The sequence below is a fragment of the Pseudolabrys sp. FHR47 genome (genome assembly GCF_005153485.1).
Taxonomy (GTDB): Bacteria; Pseudomonadota; Alphaproteobacteria; order Rhizobiales; family Xanthobacteraceae; genus Pseudolabrys.
In genome coordinates this window covers 4,073,264-4,097,659 of sequence record NZ_CP039740.1, presented here as the reverse complement: position 1 = coordinate 4,097,659, position 24,396 = coordinate 4,073,264, and the positions used below count along the sequence as shown (strand labels likewise).

20 protein-coding genes and 1 riboswitch are annotated in these 24,396 nt (G+C 61.2%); of the genes, 13 read left to right on the top strand and 7 right to left on the bottom strand.

Annotated features, from left to right (window positions below):
• Nucleotides 1–49 precede the first annotated feature (49 nt).
• A complete protein-coding gene (locus E8Q40_RS19930; protein WP_137046170.1) occupies nt 50–820 on the bottom strand; it encodes an IclR family transcriptional regulator in 771 nt (256 codons plus the stop codon).
• Nucleotides 821–1,088: 268 nt separating this feature from the next.
• Between E8Q40_RS19930 and E8Q40_RS19925 the strand changes: the two genes are divergently transcribed.
• The 6 genes from E8Q40_RS19925 to E8Q40_RS19900 all read left to right on the top strand — a co-directional run bounded on the left by E8Q40_RS19925 (nt 1,089) and on the right by E8Q40_RS19900 (nt 8,416).
• Complete coding sequence (locus E8Q40_RS19925; protein WP_137046169.1) at nt 1,089–2,099, top strand: TRAP transporter substrate-binding protein; 1,011 nt, start codon at nt 1,089–1,091, stop codon at nt 2,097–2,099.
• A gap of 54 nt (nt 2,100–2,153) precedes the next feature.
• Nucleotides 2,154–2,672 (top strand): TRAP transporter small permease, encoded by a 519-nt coding sequence (locus E8Q40_RS19920; RefSeq protein WP_137046168.1) that lies wholly within the window; start codon nt 2,154–2,156, stop codon nt 2,670–2,672.
• Nucleotides 2,669–3,973, top strand: coding sequence for a TRAP transporter large permease (locus tag E8Q40_RS19915; RefSeq protein ID WP_137046167.1), 1,305 nt, complete (start codon nt 2,669–2,671; stop codon nt 3,971–3,973). The genes E8Q40_RS19920 and E8Q40_RS19915 overlap by 4 nt, the downstream gene beginning before the upstream one ends.
• Before the next feature lie 61 nt (nt 3,974–4,034).
• On the top strand, nt 4,035–5,228 hold the full coding sequence (locus tag E8Q40_RS19910) for a Xaa-Pro peptidase family protein (protein WP_168197923.1): 1,194 nt from the start codon (nt 4,035–4,037) through the stop codon (nt 5,226–5,228).
• 46 nt (nt 5,229–5,274) lie between these two features.
• A complete protein-coding gene (locus E8Q40_RS19905) occupies nt 5,275–7,452 on the top strand; it encodes a malate synthase G (RefSeq protein WP_137046165.1) in 2,178 nt (725 codons plus the stop codon).
• A 100-nt stretch (nt 7,453–7,552) separates the two neighbouring features.
• Complete coding sequence (locus tag E8Q40_RS19900; protein WP_168197922.1) at nt 7,553–8,416, top strand: D-2-hydroxyacid dehydrogenase; 864 nt, start codon at nt 7,553–7,555, stop codon at nt 8,414–8,416.
• 83 nt (nt 8,417–8,499) lie between these two features.
• Here E8Q40_RS19900 and aroQ read toward each other — a convergent pair whose 3' ends face one another.
• The 4 genes from aroQ to dctP form a co-directional block, all read right to left on the bottom strand.
• The gene (gene aroQ / locus E8Q40_RS19895; protein ID WP_137046163.1) at nt 8,500–8,946 is read right to left on the bottom strand and encodes a type II 3-dehydroquinate dehydratase; all 447 of its coding nucleotides are present in this window, start codon (nt 8,944–8,946) and stop codon (nt 8,500–8,502) included.
• A gap of 6 nt (nt 8,947–8,952) precedes the next feature.
• Complete coding sequence (locus tag E8Q40_RS19890) at nt 8,953–10,251, bottom strand: TRAP transporter large permease (RefSeq protein ID WP_137046162.1); 1,299 nt, start codon at nt 10,249–10,251, stop codon at nt 8,953–8,955.
• Nucleotides 10,252–10,254: 3 nt separating this feature from the next.
• Nucleotides 10,255–10,764, bottom strand: coding sequence for a TRAP transporter small permease (locus E8Q40_RS19885; protein ID WP_137046161.1), 510 nt, complete (start codon nt 10,762–10,764; stop codon nt 10,255–10,257).
• 107 nt (nt 10,765–10,871) lie between these two features.
• Nucleotides 10,872–11,861, bottom strand: coding sequence for a TRAP transporter substrate-binding protein DctP (dctP, locus tag E8Q40_RS19880; protein WP_137046160.1), 990 nt, complete (start codon nt 11,859–11,861; stop codon nt 10,872–10,874).
• A gap of 223 nt (nt 11,862–12,084) precedes the next feature.
• Between dctP and E8Q40_RS19875 the strand changes: the two genes are divergently transcribed.
• From E8Q40_RS19875 to E8Q40_RS19865, 3 genes are all read left to right on the top strand, one after another.
• On the top strand, nt 12,085–12,756 hold the full coding sequence (locus E8Q40_RS19875) for a GntR family transcriptional regulator (RefSeq protein ID WP_137046846.1): 672 nt from the start codon (nt 12,085–12,087) through the stop codon (nt 12,754–12,756).
• A gap of 2 nt (nt 12,757–12,758) precedes the next feature.
• Nucleotides 12,759–13,436 carry a GntR family transcriptional regulator gene (locus E8Q40_RS19870; RefSeq protein ID WP_137046159.1) on the top strand — a complete coding sequence of 226 codons (678 nt, stop codon included), beginning with the start codon at nt 12,759–12,761 and terminating at the stop codon, nt 13,434–13,436.
• A gap of 97 nt (nt 13,437–13,533) precedes the next feature.
• Nucleotides 13,534–14,388, top strand: coding sequence for a shikimate dehydrogenase (locus E8Q40_RS19865; protein WP_137046158.1), 855 nt, complete (start codon nt 13,534–13,536; stop codon nt 14,386–14,388).
• Here the strand turns inward: E8Q40_RS19865 and E8Q40_RS19860 are convergent, their stop codons facing one another.
• Together E8Q40_RS19860 and E8Q40_RS19855 are read right to left on the bottom strand one after the other, a co-directional pair.
• Nucleotides 14,389–15,510 carry a ribonucleotide-diphosphate reductase subunit beta gene (locus tag E8Q40_RS19860; RefSeq protein ID WP_137046157.1) on the bottom strand — a complete coding sequence of 374 codons (1,122 nt, stop codon included), beginning with the start codon at nt 15,508–15,510 and terminating at the stop codon, nt 14,389–14,391.
• A gap of 23 nt (nt 15,511–15,533) precedes the next feature.
• Nucleotides 15,534–18,395 (bottom strand): ribonucleoside-diphosphate reductase subunit alpha, encoded by a 2,862-nt coding sequence (locus E8Q40_RS19855; RefSeq protein WP_137046156.1) that lies wholly within the window; start codon nt 18,393–18,395, stop codon nt 15,534–15,536.
• 96 nt (nt 18,396–18,491) lie between these two features.
• Nucleotides 18,492–18,718: riboswitch (cobalamin riboswitch) on the bottom strand.
• Between the two features lie 520 nt (nt 18,719–19,238).
• Between E8Q40_RS19855 and E8Q40_RS19850 the strand changes: the two genes are divergently transcribed.
• The 4 genes from E8Q40_RS19850 to E8Q40_RS19835 all read left to right on the top strand — a co-directional run bounded on the left by E8Q40_RS19850 (nt 19,239) and on the right by E8Q40_RS19835 (nt 24,313).
• Nucleotides 19,239–20,522 carry an imelysin family protein gene (locus E8Q40_RS19850; protein WP_137046155.1) on the top strand — a complete coding sequence of 428 codons (1,284 nt, stop codon included), beginning with the start codon at nt 19,239–19,241 and terminating at the stop codon, nt 20,520–20,522.
• A 142-nt stretch (nt 20,523–20,664) separates the two neighbouring features.
• A complete protein-coding gene (locus tag E8Q40_RS19845; protein ID WP_137046154.1) occupies nt 20,665–22,146 on the top strand; it encodes a di-heme oxidoredictase family protein in 1,482 nt (493 codons plus the stop codon).
• Entirely contained in the window at nt 22,146–23,225 is a 1,080-nt protein-coding gene (locus E8Q40_RS19840; RefSeq protein WP_137046153.1) for an imelysin family protein, read from the top strand. The genes E8Q40_RS19845 and E8Q40_RS19840 overlap by 1 nt, the downstream gene beginning before the upstream one ends.
• A 2-nt stretch (nt 23,226–23,227) precedes the next feature.
• Nucleotides 23,228–24,313, top strand: a complete 1,086-nt coding sequence (locus E8Q40_RS19835) for a DUF1513 domain-containing protein (RefSeq protein ID WP_137046152.1) — start codon at nt 23,228–23,230, stop codon at nt 24,311–24,313.
• Nucleotides 24,314–24,396: the final 83 nt, after the last annotated feature.

Genomic DNA, 24,396 nt, shown 5'->3' with positions numbered 1-24,396 from the left:
TGTATGGCGGGTCAGAGGATGGCGCGGCGATTTTGGGGAGTGCGCTCGTTCAGTTGATCGCAGCCGTCACGGCGCGCAGCATGTCCAGCAGCTGTTCGGCAAGGAAATGCTCGCGCCCGCGAAATCGCGGCTCGGGGACAGGCACTGAGATGGCGATCGGATTGCCAACCGGATCGCGTAATGCGACGCCGACCGCGCATATCCCGACTGTATGTTCCTCCCGGTCGAAGGCGACTCCCGACTTGCGGATCGTCTTCAATTCCTTCAGCAGGGTCGGCAAGTCGGTGATCGAATTGGATGTACGCTTCTCGAACGTGCGGCCCAGGAGTTTTTCGACTTCGCTGTCGTCGAGTTGTGCCAGATAGGCCTTCCCATTGGCCGTGCAGTGCAGCGGAAATGCCTCGCCGACAGCAGAAACAGCCTTTAAACGGTGCGGTCCGACGACCTGGTCCACAAAAACAAGGTGGTCGCCTTTAATCGTGGCAATATCGACAGTCTCGCCCAGCTTTTTCGACAAAGCCTGCACATAAGACCGCGCCATCGTCGCAAAATCGTTAGGCACCGAGGACGCGAGTCGAAGGATCGTCGGCCCAAGGCGGACACGGCCGTTCGGCGATGCAGCAATGAGCACTTTCTCCGCCGCAAGGGCGGCCACGATGCGCTGCACCGTCGAGCGTGCAAGATGGACGCGAGCCGCGATTTCGCCCAAGCTGAGACCGGACGGCTGATCCTCAAGCGATCGTAGGATTGAGATCGCGCGTGCGATAACCTGGACCGGGCTTTTATCGGTGGTGTCTTTCAGAACTGTCTTTTTTTTCATTTCAAATCCGTTTCATTTCAATCGCAGACGCTTGGTGGCTCACCATATGGGACACCAGAGTCGCAACGCAACTTGCAAAGCAACTCATAATGCAATACCCTAAAACCACATTATGATACATAGCTGTCGCGCCCGTATCCTCAAGCGTAGGAAAGGGTCGGCATCTGACGCTGTGAGATGGCGTTCGGTTGTCGGTCGAGGCGCCGAGCGCAGGTTCGCACAAGACTGTTCCATTCAAGGAATGGCGTGAAACATAGGGAGTGAGTAGATGATCCACATACGCGCGATTATCAAACCGATTGCCGCAGTGGCGCTCGCCATCGCTTCGATCGGGGCCGCGAACGCTCAGACCGTCGAACTGAAGATTTCGCATTTCGTTCCGCCGAACCACACATTTCATAAATTCGCGACGGCGTGGGCCGAGAAGCTGGAAAAAGAGTCCGGCGGGAAGCTGAAATTCCAAATCTATCCGGCGGGTCAGCTCGGCGGCGGCGCCAACCGGCAGTTCGACTCCGCGCGTAACGGCGTGGTCGACATCGCATTCTCCACGCATGGTGGGACCCCGGGCCGCTATCCGCTGACCGAGCTGATGAGCCTGCCTTTTGCCGCGCCGACGGTAGGCGCGACCAGTGAAATGATGTCGCGTCGCGCCACCGAACTGAGCGGCAAGTATCTCGCTAAAGAACATCAGGGCCTGCACATCCTTTTTGTCGCTGTGACGTCGCCGCTGAAGGTCCATTCCATCCCTCCGGTCAACAAGGTCGACGATCTGAAGGGAATGAAGATTCGTTTCCTTGGCATTCAGCTGAAGAACGTCATCGATGCTGTCGGCGGCGTTCCGGTCCCGGTGCCTCCGCCGGAAACGCAGGACGCGCTCTCCAAGGGCATCGTCGAGGCCGCCACGTTCCCGTTCGAGGGGGCTAACAGTTTTGGCCTTGGTACGGTCGTCAAGTATTCGCTTGAGCCCGGCATCAGCTCCGCGACTTTCGCGATGGTCATGAACCAGGCCAAATACAACTCGCTGCCGCCGGAATTGAAATCGCTGATCGACAAGTCGACCGGCCCGGACGCGGCGCAGGCTTTCGGCGCGCTTTGGGATCAAGCGGAAGTTGAAGGCAAAAACAGCATGATGGCCAAGGGCGTCAAGGTGAGTACGCTGCCCGCGCCCGAACTGCAGAAGTTCAAGACGCTGGTTGCGCCGCAGATCGAGGCTGCTTTGGCCGATGCCGAACGTAAGGGGCTGCCGGCGCGGGCCTTCTATCAAGAATACCTGAAGTAGTTTTGTAGAAACCAAACGTGCCGCACCCACAGTGTGCGGCACGTGGAGGCCCGAATGTCTGACGCAACCGTGATCAAGCCTCAGCGCGATGTCGTGGCCGTTCTCGGCCGTATACAGCTCTGGCTGGCGGGCTTCGCGATTATCGCCATGATGTTGGTGACGGTTGCCGATGTCTTCATGCGCTACGTCTTCAACAATCCCGTTCGGGGCGCCTACGACTTCACGGAGGCCATGCTGGTGGTCTTTGTTTTCAACAGCATGGCGCCGATCTTTCTAGCCAGGGCAAATATCGTCATCGACCTGATCGACACGGCAATCAGCCCTCAGGTCAGACGTGTGCTCGTGACATTAAGCGATCTTGTCTCGCTCGCGCTGCTTTTCATTTTCAGCTACGCCGCGATCGTTCCGGCGCTGCAGGCGTTCGAATCCGGCGAGCGCAAGCTGCAATTGGCATTGCCGCTCTGGGCATTATGGATCGTCATGTTTGCCGGCCTGTTCGGCACCATTGTCTGTGCGTTGGGCGCGATCTTCCTCAGGTCTTGGCGCGATCAGGACACCGGACACAAGCTATGAGCAGTCAAGCCATTGGCGGGTTGGGGATCGTTATCCTCTTTACCCTTCTCTTTGTTCGCGTTCCGGTCTGGGCCAGCCTCGCTTTGGTCGGCTTCGTCGGCTGCGGCCTCGTGTCCGGTTGGCAAAGTGCCCTTGCCATTACCGGAACGACGCCTTTCGATACGGCGTCAGCTTATACACTGTCGGTCATCCCGCTCTTTGTCCTGATGGGTGAGGTGGCGTCCGGCACGCGTTTGTCGGCCGAACTGTTCATCGCGGCGCAAAGAATTCTATCCGGGGTACGCGGCGGCTTGTCGATCGCCGCGATCGCGGCGTCGGCTTGTTTCGGCGCCGTATGCGGTTCGTCGGTCGCGACCGCGGCGACCATCTCGCGAATCGCACTGCCCGAAATGCGCACGGCCGGCTATGATGATCGCTTGTCAACCGGTTCGATCGCCGCCGGCGGTAGTTTGGGCATTTTGATTCCGCCCTCGATCATTCTGGTCATCTATGCATCGATTGCCGAGCAATCCGTTCCCAAGCTTTTTGCCGCGGCGTTGATCCCGGGGCTCGTACTGACCGCGCTTTACGCCCTGGTCGCAATGGTGATGGTCCGGATAAAGTCAGATTACGCTCCCGCGCCAAAGTCGGTGCCGCTGCGCGAAAAGCTGACTGCTTTATCGGGGCCGTGGCAGTTTATTGCACTTTTTGTCGTATCGATCGGCGGTATCTATGCCGGTATATTCAGTCCGACCGAGGCGGCGGCGGTTGGCGCGTTTGGAGCAATCGCCATTGGCGTGCTCGGCCGGCGTATCGGCGGCAAGAAATTGCTCGGCTCGATCGAGACGTCGGTTGTGACCTCCGGCTTGCTGTTCGTCATCGTCATCGGCGCCAACCTTTTCTCGACCTTCATTGTGCAAACCCACTTGCCCGAAGTCTTCATCAACTTCGCCAAGAGCTGGTCGTTGCCGCCTCTGGTCGTGATGGGCCTGATTATTGTCGCCTATATCGTGATGGGCTGTTTTCTCGAAGGTATCGGCATGGTGCTCATCACCGTGCCGGTGTTTTTGCCGATTGTCATGAGTTATGGCTACGACCCGGTCTGGTTCTCGATCATCGTCGTGATCGTTGTCGAGCTTGGCCTGATCCATCCGCCGGTCGGCATGAACCTTTTCGTCATCCAGGCGCAGGCGCCGGATGTGCGGCTGGTCGACGTCTATCGCGGCATCCTGCCGTTCCTGGTGGCGCCGTTCGCCCTCATCGTGCTGCTCTTCATTTTTCCGGATATCGCGCTCTGGCTGCCGAAGTATCTCTACCGCTGACCGCAACGATCTGACGTTTGCCTATAGCCTTCATCCAACCAGTCAGTCCGGGAGAACGGCGATGACCGCGCCTCATGAACGAGTTCTGACCCGCATTTCCGACGCCGAGCTCGAACGTCGCTGGAGCGCCGTCAGGCGCGCCATGCGGGACCGCGGCATCGATGCGCTGGTCATGCAATCGACGAACGATTGGCTCGGCGGTTACGTCAAGTGGTTCACCGACCTGCCGGCCAACAACGGATATCCGCGCACGGTCATATTCCACGCCGACGATTCAATGACCGTCGTCGAAATGGGGCAGACCGGCGGTACCCGCAAGCTCGATGGCGATCGCCTGCATCGGGGCGTCGGCGACATGCTGTTCACGCCGTCGTTCCTGTCGATCAATTTCACGCATGAGGACGATGCGCGGCTTGCGCTCAACGCGCTGAAGCCTCGCGGTTACGGGACCGTCGGCTGGGTCGGCAAAGGAGCATTGCCGCATGCCTTTGTAACTTGCCTGGAAAACGGCCTCGCGGGGACCGCCTTCGTCGACGCCACCGACCTGGTGGACGCCATCAAGGCGATCAAGAGCGAGGAAGAAATCGCGCTGATCCGCCGTGCGACGGCGGTGCAGGACGAAATCTTCGCGCGGGTTCTCGGCTACATCAAGCCCGGGCTGCGCGATGTCGACGTTACGGCTTTCGCTCAGCAAGAGGGGCAGCGCCTCGGCAGCGAACAGGGAATTTTCCTCGGCGGCTCAGCGCCCGTCGGCACCCGATCGTCGTTCCTGCCACGTTACATGCAAGGGCGGACGCTGGAGAAAGGCGACCATCTCTCCCTTTTGATCGAAGTCAACGGTCCGGGCGGCTTTTACGCCGAGATCGCGCGCACCATTGTGCTCGGCACCGCGTCGAACGAGTTGAAGGACGGTTTCGAAGCCGTGCGTGAAGCGCAGCAACACACACTTGGACTGATGAAGCCGGGCACTTTGTGCCGCGACATCCACGCCAAACACAACGAATACATGACCGCGCGCGGATTGCCGCCGGAATTGCGGCTTTATGCCCACGGTCAAGGCTACGATATGGTCGAGCGGCCGCTGATCCGGTCGGACGAAAGCATGGCGCTCCAGGCCGGCATGTGCCTTGCCGTGCATCCGGGCTACGAGACGCCCTCTATCTTCGCTGTCATCTGCGACAATTACATCATCGGAACCGATGGGCCCGGCGATTGTTTGCACGCGACGCCGAAGAAGATTTTCGAAGTGGAATAGTCCGCCTCTTGGCGGTTCCCGCACGTGGAAAGAATGGTTTGGGTGCATGACTGACCGCACGACTGTGGCCGGACTGCGCGTTGCAACGGCTCTCTATGAGTTCATCGCGCGTGAGGCATTGCCGGGCACCGCGCTTACGCCCGATGCGTTCTGGTCCGATTTCGCGACGCTGCTCAAGGAACTGGCCTCTCGCAACCACGCGCTGCTTAAACGGCGCGACGAGTTGCAGGCCAAGATCGACGCATGGCATGGCGAACGGCGCGGGCGGCCGCTCGATCAGGCCGACTATGATCGGTTCTTGCGAGAGATCGGTTATCTTGTCCCCGAAGTCGACGACTTCGTTATCAGGACGACCAAGGTCGATGAGGAGATCGCGGCGACCGCGGGTCCTCAACTCGTCGTGCCGCTGTCCAATGCGCGCTACGCACTGAATGCCGCCAATGCGCGGTGGGGCAGCCTTTACGATGCCTTGTACGGAACGGATGCGACTCCCGAAGATGAGGGCGCCGAACGCGGTGCGCGGTATAATCCGGTGCGCGGCGCCCGCGTCATCGCCTATGCGCGCGGCATTCTCGACATCGTTGCGCCGCTGCAGCAGGGAAGCCACGCCGATTCGACTTCTTATACGGTGGACCAGGGCGCACTCATCGTTGGATTGCAAGACGGTACGCGTGTGCCCCTAGCGCAAGCCGACAGGTTCGTCGGCTATCGCGGGAATCCGGCCGCGCCATCGGCGGTGCTGTTGCGCCATAACGGCTTGCACGTCGAGATCGCCATCGACCGCAGCAGCCCGATCGCCGCCGGCGATCCGGCCGGTATTGCCGATATCGTTCTCGAAGCGGCCGTGACCACGATCATGGATCTGGAAGACAGTGTCGCGGCTGTCGATGCCGACGACAAAGTGACGGTCTATCGGAACTGGCTCGGCCTGATGAACGGCACGCTGGCCGCTTCGTTCGAAAAGAGCGGCCGCGTCGTGGAACGCAAGCTCGAGCCGGACCGGCTGTACAAAGGCAAGGGCGGCGACGACATTCGTCTGCAGGGTCGCAGCCTGATGTTCGTGCGCAATGTCGGGCATCACATGTACACCGACGCCGTGCTCGACGAGGATGGCCGGGAAGTACCGGAGGCGATCCTCGACGCCGCCGTGACCGCTCTGATCGGAATGCACGATTTCAAGCCGGGCGCCGAGTTCCGCAACAGCCGAACGGGATCGATCTACATCGTCAAGCCGAAGATGCATGGGCCGGAGGAAGTCGCTTTCGCGAATGAGCTGTTCGCGCGTGTCGAGGATCTGCTGGGGCTGCCGCGTTTCACATTGAAGATCGGCATCATGGACGAGGAGCGGCGTACGACCGTCAACCTCAAGAACTGCATCGCGGCGGCGCAGGACCGGGTCGTCTTCATCAATACGGGCTTCCTCGACCGCACCGGCGACGAGATTCACACCTCGATGGAAGCTGGTCCCATGGTGCGCAAGGGCGACATGAAGGGGCTCCCCTGGATCAAGGCCTATGAGGACTGGAATGTCGATATCGGCATCGCCTGCGGCCTGCCGGGCAAGGCGCAGATCGGCAAAGGCATGTGGGCCATGCCCGACAAGATGGCCGACATGCTGCGCGACAAGATCGGCCATCCGAAGGCCGGCGCCAACACGGCCTGGGTGCCGTCGCCGACGGCGGCAACCTTGCATGCCTTGCATTACCACCAGGTCGATGTGGCGGCGCGGCAGCGCGAACTGATCGGCCAAAAGCGCGCCGCGCTCGCCGATATCCTGACCATCCCGGTGTCGCAGTCCAACTGGGCGCCCGAAGCCGTGCAACAGGAACTGGACAACAACTGCCAAAGCATTCTCGGCTATGTCGTGCGCTGGGTCGATCAGGGTATCGGCTGCTCGAAAGTGCCGGATATTCACGACGTCGGTCTCATGGAAGATCGCGCCACCTTGCGCATCTCCAGCCAGCACATCGCCAACTGGCTGCACCATGGCGTCGCCAGCGGAGCGCAGGTGATGGAGACGCTGCGCCGCATGGCGGTCGTGGTCGACCGCCAGAACGCGGGCGACCCCGACTACCGTCCAATGGCTCCGGCTTTCGATGGGCCGGCCTTCAAGGCGGCGTGCGAACTGATCTTCAAGGGTCGGCAGCAGCCCAACGGATATACCGAATGGGTTTTGACGGCCCTGCGACGGGAAGCAAAGCGGCTTCATTCGCCGCGCGCCTGACGCTGAACGCTTTAGGAGAAAACCGATGCCGATACTGGTGATGGACCACGGCGTTCATATCGATGCCGCCGCGGTGAGGAAGGCCTTCCCCAACGAGGATGTGCGCGACGCGAAGGATGCCGCCGGCGCTGTCGGCCAATGCGAGGATTGCGATATCGTGGTCACGATGGCGCACGATTTGACCGACGATCTGATCGCACGAATGCCGAAGCTTCGGTACATCTGCGCCATGTCGGCGGGTACGGACAAGGTGGATACCCTGAAGGGATTGAAGCCGGATGTGCTGGTCACATCCGCCCGCGGCATTCACGGGCCGCAGATGTCCGAACTGGCATTTCTCTCGATGATTTCTCTGTCGCGGGAGTTTCCGAAAATGCAGCGGAACCAGGCGCGGCACATCTGGGAGCGCTGGCCGCAAAAACTGCTGTGGGGAAAGACAGTGGTGCTGGTCGGCATCGGGCCGATCGCGGAGGATCTGGCGCTGCGCTGCGCGGCGTTCGGTATGCGCGTCATTGGCATCAGCGACGCGCGCAAGGAAGCGCCTCATTTCGACAAGATGCTGCCCCGCGCCCGTCTCGAAGAGGCGGCGGCGGAGGCGGACTTCATGGTGGTCCTTGTCCCGTTTTCGCCGCAGACGCATCACATGATCAACGCGGACGTTCTCCGCGCGATGAAAAATACCGGCATCCTCATTAATCTTGCGCGTGGGCCGGTGGTGGATGAGAAGGAACTGGTCAAGGCCTTGCAGGAGGGCCGCATCGGCGGCGCCGCGCTCGACGTGTTCGAAGCGGAACCCCTGCCGTCCGACAGCCCGCTCTGGGACATGCTGAATGTGATTGTGACACCGCGCATTGGCGGCATGAGCGACGTTTACACAGAGCAGGTCCTGCCGCTCGTCGTCCACAATTTGCGCTGTTTCCTCGACGGCCGACGGGCGGACATGAAGAACATCGTTCGCGGCTGAGAATGAATGCTCCAGACTGTTCTGGGGCGACGCACGTGCGAGCGAGTTTTTACGTTTCTTGCGCGCAGAACTCGGGCGCGAGTCTATTTCGTGCCTGTCGCGATCATGTTCTGCATCGCGCGTACGGCCAGCCGGTAGCCTTCGGCGCCGAAGCCGGCCATGACGCCGGTCGCGACTTTCGACACCAGCGAGTTGTGATAGATCGCCTCGCGCTTGTGGATATTCGAGATGTGGAGCTCGATGATGGGCCCAGGAAACATCTTGAGGGCGTCGAGGATGGCGATCGATACGAAGGTGAAAGCGGCCGGATTGATGACAATGCCGCCGGCTTCTTTTTCAATGGCCTCGTGTATCCAGTCGATGATCTGCGCCTCGGAATTGCTCTGCCTGAACTCGACCGGGGTCGAGCCGGCCTCCTCGCGGCACATCTTCTCGACATCGGCGAGCGTTGTGGTGCCGTAGATTTCCGGCTCGCGCTTGCCGAGGCGGTTGAGGTTCGGGCCGTTGATAACGTAGACGGGCTTGGCCATTGATACTTAACCTTTGTAGCCGATGAGGCGCGGCAGCCAGAGCACCGTTTCCGGGATGGCAGTGATGATTGCGAGCACCAAAAGGGCCATCGCGATGAACGGAATGGCCTCTTTGACGATATTGGCCAGCGGCGTCTTGGTCAGATTGGCCAGCACGAACAGCAACAGGCCGTAAGGCGGCGTCACCAACCCGATCATGATATTGACGACAACGACCACGCCAAAATGGACGAGGTCGATGCCGAGTGCCTTGGCGGTCGGAATGAAGATGGGCACGACGATGAGCAGAATGGTGGTGCCTTCGAGCAGGCAGCCGAGGACGAGCAAAAGCACGTTCACCGCCAGCAGGAAGCCGGCCCGGGAAAAGTCCCAGTGCGCCATCATCTGCGCCAGTGAATCCGGCACGCGCTCGATAGTGACAACATAGTTGAAGGCGAAGGCACCGGCGATCAACATGCCGATTGAAGTAGTGGCCTTGCCACTGGATAGCAGTGCCTCGTAAACCTGCTGCCACGTCACCGCGCGGTAGATCACGGTGGCGGCGAACAGCGCGTAGAACGCGGCGACTGCCGCGCCTTCGGTCGGCGTCATTACGCCGCCATAGATGCCGAATAGCAGGATGATCGGCAGTAGCAGCGCCGGAAAAGCGTTGACGGTGATCTTGGGGATTTCACGCAGCGGTACCGGGTCTTCGATTGGGAAGCCGCGGCGGCGCGCCATGATCGAGTTTGCGATCATGAAGCCGACGCCGAGAAGAATGCCCGGTGCGACGCCGCCCAGGAACAGGTAGCCAATCGAGGCGTCGGACACGAGCGCATAAACCACCATCGGGATCGATGGCGGAATGATCGGCCCGATGACGGCGGCCGCGGCGGTGATCGCCGCCGCGTAAGCGACCGGGTAACGGCCGTCCTTGGCCATCATGCCGACGATGATCTTGCCGATGCCGACGGCGTCTGCGATCGCCGATCCTGACATGCCGGCGAAGATCATGTTGGCGACGACGTTTACGTGGCCGAGGCCGCCGCGGAAGCGGCCGACCAGCACCAGGCAGAAGCGCAAGAGCTTATCGGTCAGGCTGCCGACATTCATTAAGTCGGCGGCGAGAATGAACAGCGGGATCGCAATCAAAACATAGGAGTTGAACAGGCCATTGAGGATCTGTTCGGCGGCGGTGCCGAGATCGAGGCCCGTCAGCAGCAGGTAGATCGTCGTGGCGACGATCATCGAATGCCCGATGGGCAGTCCGAGGATGCCGAGAAGGATAATGACGGCGACGCAGATCGTGAAGGGGCTGATCGTCATGGCTCAGTCCCTGAGTTCCGAGGGATTGGTCTGCGGCGAGGCCGTTCCCTTGACGGCGCGCAGCACCAGGAAGCCGTAGCGCACGATGCTGGCGACGGCGAAAATGATGTAGACGGCGTAAAGGACGTTGATCGGAATGTGCAGATAGGCCGAGCGCTCGACCTTCATGAAGCTGACATAGCTGTAGGCTGCCGGCAGCGAAATGCCGTAGACGATGATGAGTACGAGGCCGGTGATCACCGTGAAGATGCGGCGCCAGCCTTCCGAGATGTTGGAATAGACAATGTCGAACCGAATCTCTTCCGATTCACCGATGACGAAGGCCGCACCCCACAGGACAGTCCACAGCCATACGGTGACGATCACTTCCTCGGACCATCCAAGCGGCTGATCAATGACGTAGCGGAAGAAGATCTGCAGAATGAACGTCGTGAACATGGTCGCGAGCAGGGCGACCACGACATTGTCGGCCCGACGGCGGAGCCAGTGCGCGGCTGCGGTGGCCGTTGGCATCGATTCTGGTCCTTCGATCGTCGTGGTGGGGCAGCAGGCCGAGCAGTTGAAAATTGGCCGGCGTCAGTGTGACGCCGGCCGGAGTTCGGGAGAAATAACGCGCTATCTTATTTGATCGCGTTGATCTTATCGATCGCGCCTTTCGGCCACTCATTGCCGTATTTGGCGAGGTACTTCTTCTGCGCGAAGTCGCGGAAGGCGTTCTGGTCCGGCTCGTAGACCTTCTTGCCCTTCGACTTGAAATACTCGATCGTTTCCTTCGCCTGCGCATCATAGGCGGCGGCATTGGCGTCGAAGATCTTGTCGGCCGTGGCGCGGAATTTGGCCTGCAGGTCCTTGCCCATGCCCTCCCAGGCCTTCTTGCCGACGGTCAACACGTCATAGCCGATGACGTGGCTGGTCAGCACGAACTGGGTGGTGACTTCGTCGAATTTCATGGTGCGGGCGGTGACCAGCGGATTGTCCTGACCATCGACAACGCCGGTCTGCAGCGCCGTGTAGAGCTCGGAGAAGGCGACCGGTGTCGGGCTGGCGCCGATCGATTCACCGAGGAATTGCCAGAATTCGCCGGGCGGCATGCGCAGCTTGATGCCGGCGAGGTCAGCGGGGGTCTTGATCTGCTTGTCCGGCTTCAGGTTGACCTGACGCGCGCCGAAATAGACCGGCCGGATGACTTCGACGCCGAGCTGGTCGCGCGCCATGGCGATGAATTGCTTGCCGACGTCGCTCTCGAACGTCTTCTTCAGATGCGAGTAGTCGCGGAACAGGTAGGCGGACGTGAGGAGCGACCAGGCGGGCACCTGCTTGGATATGTCGGCGGGTGCGAGGTTGCAGAGTTCAAGATTGCCGCGCTGCAGGGCGACGAGTTCGGTGCCCTGCTTAAACAGCGAGTTGGACCAGTGCGGCTCCATCTCGATGTCGGCCTTCAGGGCTTCGGCAAATTCTTTAAAGGCCTTGGCGCGCAAGTCTGTCTCGGCGAAGGCGACGCTCAGCTTCATTTTGGTCGGCGCCGCAAACGCCACGCTCGGCAGCATAGATCCGACGGCAACGGCCGACGTGGCGGCGAGCAGACTGCGCCGGCTGATGGGTTTATTCATGGTTGTCCTCCCGGTGTGATTTTTGAGTGAGGTGGATTATCCCTTTGAGTGACCGAAAATCAATCGTTAAATTCAAAAATATCAGATGATTTTATCTCCATATGGTCGCAATAAAGATTCGATGAGATGGCAAATGGCAGGCATTAGCCGTCAGTTGAGGTGTTCTGCAGTTCCATGGTAAGGATCGTATATTCTGTGTTTTGTCAGATGAGGGTGTCCTTTGCTGCCCATAGCCGACATAGCTGAGACCGTCGGCGAGCGTACCTACCGGCGCATCCGCTCCGACATTATCTTTGGCCGCCTCACGCCCGGACAAAGGCTGCGTCTTGAACGGCTTAGCACCCAATACGAGACCAGCATCGCCACCTTGCGCGAACTGCTGAACCGGCTGCTGGTCGAGGGCCTGATCGTTGCCGAGGGGCAGCGGGGCTTCGAGGTGACGCCGGTTTCCGCCGACCGCTGGCACGAGATCGCGCAAATGCGCGAGCTGCTTGAGTGTCACGCGCTGCGCCAGTCGATCGAGAACGGCGATATCGAGTGGGAGGGACGGGTCGTCGCGGCGCATCACAAGCTGGCGGCGCTCGAAAAGAAGCTGCTCGCCGGCGATCGCACGCAGACCGAGACCTGGAAGCGCTACGATTGGGAATTCCACCACGCGCTGATTTCCTGTTGTGGATCGAAGGCGCTGCTGGAGGCGCATTCGGCGATCTTCGACAAATATCTGCGCTACCAGATCATCGCCGTCGTTTTCCGTGGCGAGGCGGCGGCACGCGAACATCGCGAACTGCTTGATGCCGCGCTCAAACGCGACTGGAAAACTGCGACCGCGGTCCTCGTCACCCATATCCGCGATTGCGTGCAGCACACGCTCAAGACCGGCGCGCTGGTTTCGTAAGCATGGCCCGGACCACCTCCATGATCGACGAAGGCACCATCGGCGAACGCGCCTACCGCCGCATCCGCAACGACATCCTGTTCGGCCGCCTGAAGCCGAGCGAGAAGCTCAAGCTGGAACGGCTGAAAGACGATTACGGCGTCAGCGTCAGCACCTTGCGCGAGGTGCTGAGCCGCTTGGCGTCGGAAAAGCTGGTGGTGGCCGAAGGCCAGCGCGGATTCGAAGTAGCGCCGGTGTCAGCCGAAGATCTCAAGGACATCGCATCGCTGCGCCTGCTGCTCGAGGTGCATGCCATCGCCCAGTCGTTCCAGAGCGGCGACATGGAATGGGAGGCGCGCGTCGTTGCCGCCCACCACAAGCTTGCCGCGATGGAGGAGAAGAAGAAAAGCGAAGGCAGCCCGGATGCTGAAACCTGGAAGCGCTATGATTGGGAGTTTCACCAGGCGCTGATCTCGGCCTGCGGCTCGTGCGAACTGATGGAAACGCACGGCGCGGTGTTCGACAAATATCTGCGCTACCAGGTGCTGGCCCTGACCGACCGCGGCGACATCGCCGCTCGCGAGCACAAACAGCTGATGCAATGCGCGCTCAAGCGCGACGCGGCCAAGGCGGGGGAGGTTCTGAAAGCCCATATCAACGGCGGCCTGGAGCACGCTCTGGCGGTCGGCAAGATCGTTTGACGGGTCATACAAAAATCATCTGATTAAAGCCAAAATCTCAGTTGTTGAATAAGGCCTCCTATGCGAGATTGCGCCGCGCACGTATCCGGAGGCCCGCATGACTTCATCCCCCATCAAACTGGGGCTGATCGGCGACAATATCGCTGCATCCAGTTCGCCGGCCCTGCATCGGATTGCAGGACGGCTTGTGGGTCTGAGCGTGACCTATGACCTGCTGCGGCCGGCCGATCGCGGCGCCTCGTTCGAGGCGGTGCTGGCCTCCGCCGAGACGGCCGGCTATCGCGGGGTGAACATCACCTATCCCTATAAAGAGCGGGTCAACGCATATATCGACGTGCCCGATCCGGCGGTTCGCGCCATCGGCGCCTGCAATACGGTGTTGTTCGGAGCCAAGCGGCCGGTCGGCTGGAATACGGATTATTCGGGTTTCATGGCGGCCTATCGTCACCACTTCGGGCAGCGGCCGCCGGGCCGCGTGGCGATGGCTGGGACCGGCGGCGTCGGTCGCGCTATTGCCTTTGCACTTTGTCAGCTCGGCGCCTCCGAGCTCCGGTTGTTCGACATCGACGCGGCGAAGTCGAGCGCGCTGGCGCAAGCACTGCGGGCGTTGCCCTCGGCCACGACGGTGACGACGGCAGCCACCATCGAAGAGGCGGCGAAAGACGCCGAAGGCCTCGTCAACTCGACGCCGATCGGCATGGTCGGCATCGGCGGCTGCCCGTTTCCGGAAGCAACGATCGCCGGGCGGCGCTGGGCCTTCGATGCCGTCTACACGCCGGTCGATACGCCATTCATGGTCGCGGCCGGCGCCGCCGGGCTCGATTTGCTCAGCGGCTACGAACTCTTCTTCTATCAAGGCGTCGACGCCTTTCGGCATTTCACCGGCAAAGACGTGCCGGAGTTACCGCTACGCGACGCGTTGAAGATCGGCGAAGAGAAGGCGCTGGCCTGATCAGTCCCAACTCAGTGCGCCGCCGTTCTGATACTCGATCACGCGGGTCTCGAAGAAGTTCTTCTCCTTCTTGAGGTCCATTGCTTCCGACATCCATGGGAACGGGTTGTCGGCTTCAGCGAAGACCGGCGCGAGGCCAAGCTGCGCGCAGCGGCGGTTGGCGATGAAGTGCATATATTGCTCGCAGAGCGCCGCATTCAGCCCCAGGAAGCCGCGCGGCATGGTATCGCGGCCATAGGCGGCTTCAAGTTCCGCCGCGTCCGAGATCATCGCTCTCACTTCGTCCTGGAATGTTTTGGTCCAGAGGTGCGGGTTCTCGATCTTGATCTGGTTGATGACGTCGATGCCGAAGTTCAGGTGGATCGATTCATCGCGCAGAATGTATTGGTACTGCTCGGCGATGCCGATCATCTTGTTGCGGCGGCCGAGCGACAGGATCTGTGCAAAGCCGGTGTAGAACCACATGCCTTCGAAGATCACATAGAAGGCGACGAGGTCGCGCAGGAAAGCCTGATCGTTCTCCGGCGTGCCGGTCTTGAAGTCGGGGTCGTCGAGATGCTGCGTATGTTTCAGCGCCCAGGCCGCCTTGTCGGTGATCGAAGGCACCTCGCGGTACATGTTGAACAACTCGCCTTCGTCGAGGCCGAGGCTTTCGACGATGTACTGGAAGGTGTGCGTGTGTACGGCCTCCTCGAAGGCCTGCCGCAATAGATACTGCCGGCATTCCGGATTGGTGAGGTGGCGGTAGATCGCCAGCACGATGTTGTTGGCGACGAGGCTTTCCGAGGCGGCGAAGAAGCCGAGATTGCGCTTGATGGCACGGCGCTCGTCCTCGGTCAGGCCGTCGCGCGACTTCCAGAGCGCGATATCGGCCTGCATCGAGACTTCGGTCGGCATCCAATGGTTGTTGCAGCCGGAAAGATACTTCTCCCACGCCCATTTGTATTTGAGCGGCAGGAGCTGATTGACGTCGGCGCGGCAGTTGATCATCCGTTTTTGATCGACCGAGACACGGGCGCCGTTGCGGTCGATTTCGCCGAGACCCGTCGGTTGGCCGGCGCCGTCGTTCGGCAGGGCGCTCGGCGGAGCGGATGTGTTCGTGGTTTCGGACCAGTCGAGCATTGTTCTTGTTCCTTGGTTTGGTCTTACTGGCAGGCCTCGCAGGTCGGATCGTCGATCCGGCATGCCGGCATGTCGGCACTGATCGCAACCGCAGTGGTGAGGGCGGACACCGCATTGAGCTTGCCGTCTGTGCCCTTGAGCGTCGATTTCTCGACATGCGTGGCCGAGCGCGAGCGCAGGTAGTAGGTCGTCTTAAGCCCGCGCTGCCAGGCAAGGCGATAGAGTGCGTCGAGTTTCTTGCCCGACGGATTGGCGATATAGAGATTGAGCGACTGCGCCTGGTCGATCCACTTCTGCCGCCGCGCCGCGGCTTCGATGAGCCAGGAGGAGTCGATCTCGAAGGCGGTGGCATAGAGCGCCTTGAGGTCGCTCGGGATGCGGTCGATCTGGCCGAGGCTGCCGTCGAAATATTTGAGATCCGACACCATGACCTCGTCCCACAGGCCGCGCGCCTTGAGGTCGCGCACCAGCGCTTCGTTCACGACCGTGAAGTCGCCCGACATGTTCGATTTGACGTAGAGGTTCTGGTAGCCGGGCTCGATCGATTGCGACACGCCGCAGATGTTGGAGATCGTCGCCGTCGGCGCGATCGCCATGGTGTTGGAGTTGCGCATGCCGACCTTCTTCACGCGCTCGCGCAGTTCGTCCCACTTCAATCGCGCCGAGCGGTCGAGATCGAGCCCGCCGCGGGCATCGTCCAGCAATTGGATGGAATCGATCGGCAGGATTCCCTTCGACCAGAGCGAGCCGTCGAAACTCGGATAGCGGCCGCGCTCGGCGGCGAGATCGCAGGAGGCCGAAATGGCGTGGAACGAGATCGCTTCCATGCTCTCGTCGGCGAAGGCCACAGCAGCATCGGATGCATAGGGCAGCCGTAAAGCCTGCAAGGCATCCTGAAAGCCCATGATACCGAGCCCGACGGGGCGATGGCGCAGGTTCGAGCGTCGTGCCTCCGGGATGGTGTAGAAATTGATGTCGATCACATTGTCGAGCATGCGCATCGCCGTGGTCACGGTATGCGCCAGCCTGGCGTGATCGAGCCCGTTCGGGCCGACATGGGCGAAGAGATTGATCGAGCCGAGATTGCACACTGCAACTTCGTCGGCCGAGGTGTTCAGTGTGATTTCGGTGCAGAGATTGGACGAATGCACCACGCCGACGTGGCCCTGCGGCGAACGGATGTTGCACGGGTCCTTGAAGGTGACCCAGGGATGTCCGGTCTCGAACAACATAGTGAGCATGCGGCGCCACAAATCCGAAGCGCGCACCTGCTTGAACACCTTGATCTCGCCGCGCGCCGCCTTGGCCTCATAGGTCTCGTAAGCGGCCTTGAAGGCCGGGCCGTAAAGGTCGTGCAGATCGGGCGTCTCGTCCGGCGAGAACAGGGTCCAGCCGGCGTCCGTTGCAACGCGCTCCATGAACAGGTCCGGCACCCAGTTCGCTGTGTTCATGTCATGGGTGCGGCGACGGTCGTCGCCGGTATTCTTGCGCAGGTCGAGGAACTCCTCGATGTCGACGTGCCAGGTCTCGAGATAGGCGCAGACCGCGCCCTTCCGCTTACCGCCCTGGTTCACGGCGATGGCAGTGTCGTTGGCGACCTTCAGGAATGGCACGACGCCCTGGCTTTCGCCATTGGTGCCCTTGATGTGTGCGCCCAGGCCACGGACATTGGTCCAGTCATTGCCGAGGCCGCCGGAATATTTGGCGAGCAGGGCATTATCCTTGATCGCCTTGAAGATGCCGTCGAGATCGTCGGCGACGGTGGTCAGGAAGCAGGACGAGAGTTGCGGCCGCGTTGTGCCGGCGTTGAACAAGGTCGGTGTCGAAGCCATGAAGGCGAAGGACGACAACAGATCGTAGAACTCGATGGCACGGGCCTCGCGGTCGATCTCGCGCAGCGCCAGACCCATCGCCACGCGCATGAAGAAGGCCTGCGGCAGTTCGAAACGCGTGCCGCGTACATGCAGGAAATAACGGTCGTAGAGCGTCTGGAAGCCGAGATAGTCGAATTGCAGGTCACGCTCGGGCTTGAGCGCGGCGGCGAGCCGGGCGATGTCGAAGCGGCCGAGTTCGGGATCGAGCAGTTCATTGACAATTCCGGACTTGATATAGAGTGCGAAGTATTCGGCATAGCGTGCGCTCATCTCCGCCTGCGTCGCTTCACGCGGATGGCCGGAAACGAAGCTCAGCGCCTCGCGGCGCAATTTGTCGAGCAGTAGCCGCGCGCTCACTTTCGAATAGTTCGGCTCAGTTTCAATCAAAGTGCGGGCGGCAAGGATCGGCGCCAGCGCCAGTTCGTCGAGTGAGATGCCGTCATAGAGATTGCGGTGGGTTTCGGTGGCGATCGCCTCCACGGAAACGCCGTCGAGTCCGGCGCAGGCTTCCGCGATCACGGCATCGAGCCGCGCGGTGTCGAGCGAGATAAGGGAGCCGTCGTCGAGCTTGGTTCGCAGCACCGGAATGGCAACGACAGTTGTCGACGCTGGCCTGGCCTTGGCGCGCTCCTGCGCGCGCTCCTCGCGATAAAGCACATAGGCGCGCGCGACCTTGTGATGCTCACCACGCATGAGCGCCAGTTCGACCTGATCCTGAATGTCCTCGATATGGAAGGTGCGCCCGGCATCGGCGCGGCGGGTGAGACCGGCGACGATCTGCCCGGTCAATGCCTCGACGATGTCATGCACGCGGCGCGAGGCCGCCGCGCTGTGGCCCTCGACCGCGAGGAACGCCTTGGTCAGGGCAACAGAGATCTTCGATGCGTCGAAAGCCGTGACCGCGCCATTGCGGCGGATGACCTGGTAGCCGGGCTCTGCAGGGGTGGAGGTTGCCGACGGGACGGGAACAACAATGTTCGACGAGTAGGAAACATCATGCGCGAGAGACATCGGCTCATTCCATATGTTGGAGCGGAGCCGAAGGTTCGCGCGCAGCATTCCCCGTTACGGAAAGCCGTTGGCGATCCACCGGGGCACCCCGCCCGAGGACGTACATCTGGTCACGGCAGGTCTCCTGGCTCGCGGGTCGTAGCGTTCGTCTGGCCTTCCCGAATCCGATGAGATTCAGTGGCTTTACTGTCGACGTCGGCTCGCCGCTTACAGTTGCGGGGGCAGCGCCGGCCTTGCCCTTTTGTCCTTGGACACTGGGCGCACCGGCTTCCCTCTTGGCCCCTGATCTTGCGATTCAGAGGACCGTGACAACTACATTTAGTATCCCGTTCGCCCCGAGTGTCAATGCGGCGGCGGAAAAATTCTGTGTCGCGAATCGGCGTCTGTTGATTGCGGGCCTAGTGGCCCGTCGATGACTGCGATGAGCAGGCGGCGGCTTCGCGATGGGCGAGCCAGCGCCCTGCGAGTGCCGGCTGCGGTCGCCGCGCGAGTAGGAGTTCGACACGAAGGATCGAACACGCGGTCGCTATCGATCCTGCTCGTCGATGACGCCGAATGATCGACCAAACACACACGATGTGACTCGGTGAACAAGCGCGACGGACGCATCCTGCGGCGCCGCTGATTGCTGCCACATTCATGGTGCGTGCCGAGTCGAACGAATGACGCGCTTTCATTCACGAGTCGGCTGAAGGTATGAGCCGCGTCGCACTTTCAGATTGGAATAAGTTGAAAGAGATATTTCGTCATCAAAAACGTGCGTTGGTGGTAGTAACGTCGATCGTATCGTGCATATTTCGGCCGCGTCACCGCTCATGCCTTTGCGGCTGGTCTCGATGGAGAATGAAAATGATTGCGCATTTGCGACTGTTGATAGCGACCGTTTTTATTGCGCTGTACGGTGTGATGCCTGCCGCGGCGCAGACGCCCGGCGCCAAGGCGGTTCTGACGACTTACGCCGACATCGCGCTCGCCGGGTATGAGGATTCGCTGGTTGCGGCGAAAGCGCTCGATGCCGCGATCAAGTCGCTGATCGCAAATCCGAGCAAGAAGGCGCTCGATACGGCGCGTGCGGCGTGGAAGGCAGCGCGCATTCCCTATATGCAGACCGAGGTCTATCGCTTCGGCAATCCGATTGTGGATGCTTGGGAGGGGCGCGTGAATGCGTGGCCGCTCGACGAAGGATTGATCGACTATGTCGATGCGAAATACGGCAAGGAGTCCGACAAAAATCCGCTCTACGCGGCAAATGTGATCGCCAACAAGAAGCTGACGGTTGTCGGCAAGGAAGTCGACGCCTCGCAGATCACCCCGGAATTGCTGTCGGAAGTTCTCCATGAAGCCGGCAAGGTCGAGGCGAATGTGGCGACGGGATATCACGCCATCGAATTCCTGCTGTGGGGACAGGATATCAACGGCACCGATGCCGGTGCGGGCACGCGTCCTTACACCGACTTCGATATGAAGAAGTGCACCGGGGGCAATTGTGACCGCCGCGCGAAGTATCTCGCCGTGGCCAGCGCACTGCTTGTTGCCGACCTCGAAGAGATGGTCGCCAACTGGCGCAAGGATGGTGCCGCGCGCAAGAACCTGCTCGATGGCGAACCCAAGGCCGGCCTGGCGACGATCCTCAAGGGTATGGGCTCGCTGTCATACGGCGAACTCGCGGGCGAGCGCATGAAGCTCGGTCTGCTGCTGCACGATCCGGAAGAAGAGCACGATTGCTTCTCCGACAACACGCACGTCTCGCACCTCTACGATGCCATCGGCATTCGCAACGTCTATCTCGGCACCTACAAGCGCTCGAACGGCAAGGTGATTAAAGGCGCGTCGATCGCTCAATTGGTGGCGGCCAAGGACGCAGCACTTGACCGCGAGATCAAGGGCAAGCTCGACGCCACTGTCGTGAAGTTCCAGGTGATCGACAAACGTGCGCGCGAGAAAGAAGCCTACGATCAGATGATCGGAGAGGGCAACAAGGAGGGCAACGCGGTGGTGCAGGCGGCGATCGACGCGCTCATCGATCAAACAAAATCGATCGAACGGGCGGTTGCGGTGCTCGATCTCGGCGAAGTGGCCTTCGAAAAATCCGACAGCCTCGACAACCCGAACGCCGTGTTCAAATGAATGCATTCGACCGGCGTTCCGGAAGCAGAACGCCGGACAGTCCAGTGCGATACGCCACGGCATTTGCCGTGGCGTATCGATAATTCGGAGGGCGGAAGAGTCATCCGCTACGACAGTGAAGCGTCTGCAATGCGCTCTATTTATGTTGGCACTGTTGACGCCGACATTCGCGGCGGCCGGACAGGCCGGGCGGTCCGATCTTGGCGACGGCGATGCCGCCCGCGTCCGTGCCATAACCCGGCCGACCGATGATTTCAGCAAGGCTGAGCCGTTCGAGGCTCTGCCGGCAGGCGCCGCAACGTCGCGCAAACTGATTGGGCCGGATTCATTCTCGCATTCGTCGGCCAATCTGAGCTTTCAGCAGGAGAGCGATTTCAAGCTCGGCAATGCTTTATTCCGCAAGCTCTGGGTCTCGTCGCCATCCTCAACCCAGGCGTCCGATGGGCTCGGTCCCTTGTTCAATGCGCGTGCGTGCCAGCATTGCCACCTGAAGGACGGCCGCGGCCGGCCGCCCGAAACTCCGGATGAGGATGCGGTCTCGCTGTTTCTGCGGCTTTCGGTGCCGCCGCGTTCGGACGCCGAACGCCAAGCCCTTGCCGACAAGCGACTGCTGACGATTCCGGAGCCGACCTATGGCGGTCAGTTGCAGAACTTCGCCGTTCCGGGACTGCCGGGCGAGGGCCGGATGGTCATCGACTACACAGAAGTGCCGGTGAAACTCGGCGACGGGACCGAGGTGTCGCTGCGCAAGCCAGCCTATCGCGTCGCCGATCTCGGTTACGGGCCGATGGATCCGGAGGTGAGGCTGTCGCCGCGCATTGCACCGCCGATGATCGGACTAGGCCTGGTCGAGCAAATTCATGAAGCTGATATCGTTGCGCAGGCCGATCCCGGCGATCGGGACGATGACGGAATCTCAGGCAAGCCAAGTTACGTCCTCGACGACAATGGCAAGCTGGTTCTCGGCCGGTTCGGCTGGAAGGCCTCGAAACCGAGCATCAAGCATCAGAGCGCGGGCGCCTTCTCCGGCGACATCGGTATATCGACTCCGCTCGCGCCGGCATCATGGGGCGACTGCACCGAAAAGCAGACGGTGTGCCGCGACGCGCCGGATGGTGTGCAACCGAGGCTCGGCGATACCGAAGCACCCGATCCGGTCCTCGCCCTCGTGACATTCTATTCGCAGAACCTCGCAGTGCCCGCGCGCCGCGATATCGACGATCCGCAAGTGCTCGCCGGCAAGCAACTGTTCTACGCCGCCGGTTGCACGTCGTGCCACAGGCCGAAATACGTGACGCGGCGCGATGCACCGCATGCCGCGCACCGCTTCCAGTTGATTTGGCCTTATTCGGACTTTCTCCTCCACGATATGGGTGAAGGTCTGGCCGACGGCCGGCCCGATGGCGATGCCGATGGCCAGGAATGGCGCACGCCGCCGCTTTGGGGTATCGGGCTGACCCAGATCGTCAGCGGCCATACCTACTTCTTGCATGACGGTCGAGCGCGCAATCTGCTTGAAGCCATTTTGTGGCATGGTGGCGAGGCGCAAAAGGCGCGCGATGCGGTTGCCGCCATGCGCAAGGCAGACCGCGACGCGCTGATACGATTCCTGGAGTCGTTGTGATGGCGATTCGCCTGCTGTTCGCGCTGACCCTCGTTATCTTTGTCGCGGAGACTGACAAGGCGACTGCTCAGCGGGTGCAGCCCCGGGAGGTCGCAGCGCTGGCGGTCACACGCTACTTCCAACCCGCCTATGCCAGACTTGCCGTTGAAACGAGCCGGGGCCGCGATGCGATCGGCGAATTGTGCGCCGCGCCGGGCCAGCAGCGCCTTGATGCGGCGCGCGCGCGGTTCGCGGATATTGTCAGCGCCTGGTCTGAAATCGAGATGGTCCGGTTCGGGCCCGTGCTGCGCGACAATCAACTTGAACGCTTTCTGTTCTGGCCCGACCGCCGCGGCATCGCCCTGCGACAGGTTCAGGCCTTGCTGGCCGGGCAGGACGAGAGCGCGGCGGACCCGGCCTCGCTTTATGCCAAGAGCGTCGCGGTTCAGGGTCTCGGGGCACTCGAATACGTGATGTTCGACGCGGAATCGGAAGAGCTCGTTACCAAGGCCAATACTTTCAGGTGCCGTTATGCCTTGGCCATCCTCCGCAATCTGGCGACCATATCGGACAAGCTGAGTGCGCAGTGGCAGGTTCCCGGCGGCTTCGCGGGCTTCGCAAATCCCGGCCCCGGCAATGCCACCTATCGGACCGAGCAAGAAGTCCTGAACCAGATTGTCGGTGTGTTGGTCCACGGTTTCGAGGCGATCCGCGACACCCGGTTGAAGCCCATGCTTGGCAGCGACATATCGAGCGCCCGGCCAAAAATGGTGCCGTACTGGCGGTCCGGTCTGACCGTCGCTTCGATCCAGGCGAATTTCAACGGTCTGCAGAATCTGTTCGAACGATCGCGCATCGGGGAGCTGTTGCCTGCCGAAGCGGCTTCGTTCCAGAACTCGGTCATGTTCGAATTCGGCAATGCCGACCGCGCCATCGCCCAGATCACGCTGCCCCTGGAACAGGCCATCGTGGACACCCGGCAATATCGCGCGCTCGGTTACACGGTGATCCTGACGCAAAGCCTGCAGAAGCTGATCGGACAGGACGTGTCGCAATCGCTCGGCCTGTCGGTCGGCTTTTCCTCCGCCGACGGTGATTGATCATGATTGACCGGCGTAGTTTCGTGACAGCCTGCGGCGCCGCGTTTCTGGCGGGCCTCGCCCCGTTCCGTCAGGAGGCGCTTGCCCGCAGCGACGCGCTTTATGTCTCCGCCTGTCAGAAATCCGACGGCGCTTTCGCCGTCGCGCTGTTCACCGAAGACGGCACCATTCTTCATCTCGAAGACTGTCCGGCGCGCGCGCATGACGCCACGGTCTGCCCGGTGAGTGCCCGCATCGTGGTCTTTGCGCGCCGCCCGGGAACGTTCGCGCTGGTCATGGACCCTTCAAGGCGGCAGACACCCTTCACCATTGTGAGCGCCGCCGGACGGCATTTCTACGGTCACGGCGTCTTCTCGCGGGATGGCCGGTTGCTCTATGCGACGGAGAACGATTTCGACGCCGCGCGCGGCGTGGTCGGTATCTACGATGCATCGGACGGATTCCGGCGTCTCGGCGAATTCGAAACGCACGGCATCGGCCCGCATGAGATTCTGCTGACCCCGGACGGCCGTACACTGGCGATCGCCAATGGCGGCATCGAGACCCACCCCGATTTCGGCCGCGCCAAGCTGAACCTCGACAGCATGGAGCCTTCGATCGTTTTCCTCGATCGGCGCAGCGGTACGCTCGTCGAACGACATGCCTGCGAGCCGCGCTGGCGACAATTGTCGCTGCGCCACATGACATTTGACCGAAGCGGCGACCTTTGGTTCGGTTGCCAATACGAGGGCGCACAGAGCGACCTGCCGCCGTTGATCGGCAAGGTCGGGCGCGAGATCGGTCTGCGGCTGCTCGATATGCCCGCGAAGCATTTGCAGGCCATGCAGAACTATGTCGGCTCGGTCGCCAGCAGCAATGACGGCGATCATGTCGCGATTTCAGCGCCGCATGGAAACCTGATCGTGATTGTCGACACTGCCGGCCGCGTCGTTCGCACGGCTGCACTGGCCGATGGTTGCGGTCTTGCGCCACGCGATGGCGGCTTTCTCGCGACGTCGGGCGAGGGGCAGGTCGTTGTGCTCGATACGAAGGATCGCGCGGTGACGACCAAGGTTCGCTGGGACAATCACATCCTGCGCACAAACTGATTACCGGGCTTATCCGCCGGATGTCTCGGGCATTGCGGCGCGCTCGTTGCCACGTCCGCTCCGCTCCGTTCGTGCCTTAACCA